Origin of the sequence: Escherichia sp. MR, assembly GCF_005280595.1 — a bacterium.
GTDB classification, from domain to species: Bacteria; Pseudomonadota; Gammaproteobacteria; order Enterobacterales; family Enterobacteriaceae; genus Escherichia; species Escherichia ruysiae.
Map to the genome: position 1 here is coordinate 1 of NZ_SZVK01000119.1, position 1,528 is coordinate 1,528.

General features: G+C 41.8%; 1 protein-coding gene and 1 pseudogene. Both read left to right on the forward strand.

All coding sequences use genetic code 11. The features are described from left to right. The first annotated feature begins 456 nt into the window (after positions 1-456). Positions 457-1,083, forward strand: coding sequence for a ferredoxin-like protein (locus FC814_RS22460; RefSeq protein WP_001070270.1), 627 nt, complete (start codon positions 457-459; stop codon positions 1,081-1,083). Positions 1,084-1,103: 20 nt separating this feature from the next. After that, positions 1,104-1,457 (forward strand): annotated as a pseudogene (locus FC814_RS22465) (aldehyde ferredoxin oxidoreductase N-terminal domain-containing protein); the annotation flags it as partial. Positions 1,458-1,528 lie beyond the last annotated feature (71 nt).

The following is a 1,528-nucleotide window of genomic DNA, read 5'->3' on the forward strand; positions in this document are numbered from 1 at the left end:
TGATAGAAACAGAAGCCACTGGAGCACCTCAAAAACACCATCATACACTAAATCAGTAAGTTGGCAGCATCACCTAGCAACTGATGAAATTATATCAGTTGCGATATGTATTAAAGTGTATAACGATAATGTTATTTTTATTTTCTGGAATGAATATCACAAATAATTGTCGCTTAAATGAAATTAATTTCAGATGATAATAAATATCAGTCCACTTTTAATTTTTCACTTTGTGATTTTAATTGATAACGATCAATGTTAAGAGCTCAGAATAATCACATTATTTTTTCTCCTAACCATAAAGGATTGGTTTATCAGCGTTAAATCTTTCTCATACACTATCGGGTTAGGGAAAATATCTGGTGTTGGGGACAGAGTCAGCAGCGTATTAGTTGAATGCTTAATATCAGGCTGCTGAATTGTCAGCACTGTGTTTGCGAAGAGGATGCGAAATAAATGAACCCGGTTGGACGTCCACTATTAGATATTGGCTTAACGCGATTAGAATTCTTGCGTATATCAGGAAAAGGCCTTGCTGGTTTAACAATTGCCCCTGCGTTACTGTCACTTTTGGGTTGCAAACAGGAAGATATTGATAGCGGCACGGTTGGGTTGATAAATACCCCCAAAGGGGTGCTGGTGACCCAGCGAGCGAGATGCACAGGCTGTCATCGCTGTGAAATCTCTTGTACCAACTTCAACGATGGCTCAGTGGGCACTTTTTTCTCCCGCATTAAAATTCATCGCAATTATTTCTTTGGCGACAATGGAATAGGATCAGGCGGTGGCCTGTATGGCGATCTGAACTATACCGCTGACACCTGTCGTCAATGTAAAGATCCGCAATGCATGAACGTTTGCCCGATTGGCGCGATTACCTGGCAGCAGGAAGAAGGCTGTATTGTCGTCGATCATAAACGTTGTATTGGTTGTAGCGCCTGTACCACAGCATGTCCGTGGATGATGGCTACCGTAAATACCGAAAGTAAAAAATCCTCGAAATGTGTGCTATGCGGTGAATGCGCAAATGCCTGCCCAACAGGGGCGTTAAAAATTATCGAGTGGAAAGATATTACTGTGTGAATCTTGCAAAGGAAAAAATCATGGCTAACGGTTGGACAGGTAATATATTAAGAGTCAATCTCACGACAGGAAATATTACCCTCGAAGATTCCAGTAAGTTTAAAAGTTTTGTCGGTGGCATGGGCTTTGGCTACAAAATTATGTATGACGAAGTGCCTGCTGGCACTAAACCTTTCGATGAAGCGAATAAATTAGTCTTCGCTACAGGGCCATTAACTGGCTCTGGTGCTCCCTGTAGTTCTCGCGTAAATATCACCTCACTTTCCACTTTTACCAAAGGAAATTTAGTCGTCGATGCCCATATGGGCGGCTTTTTTGCCGCGCAAATGAAATTCGCTGGATACGACGTCATTATTATCGAAGGGAAAGCGAGGTGATGCTGCCAACTTACTGATTTAGTGTATGATGGTGTTTTTGAGGTGCTCCAGTGGCTTCTGTTTCTATC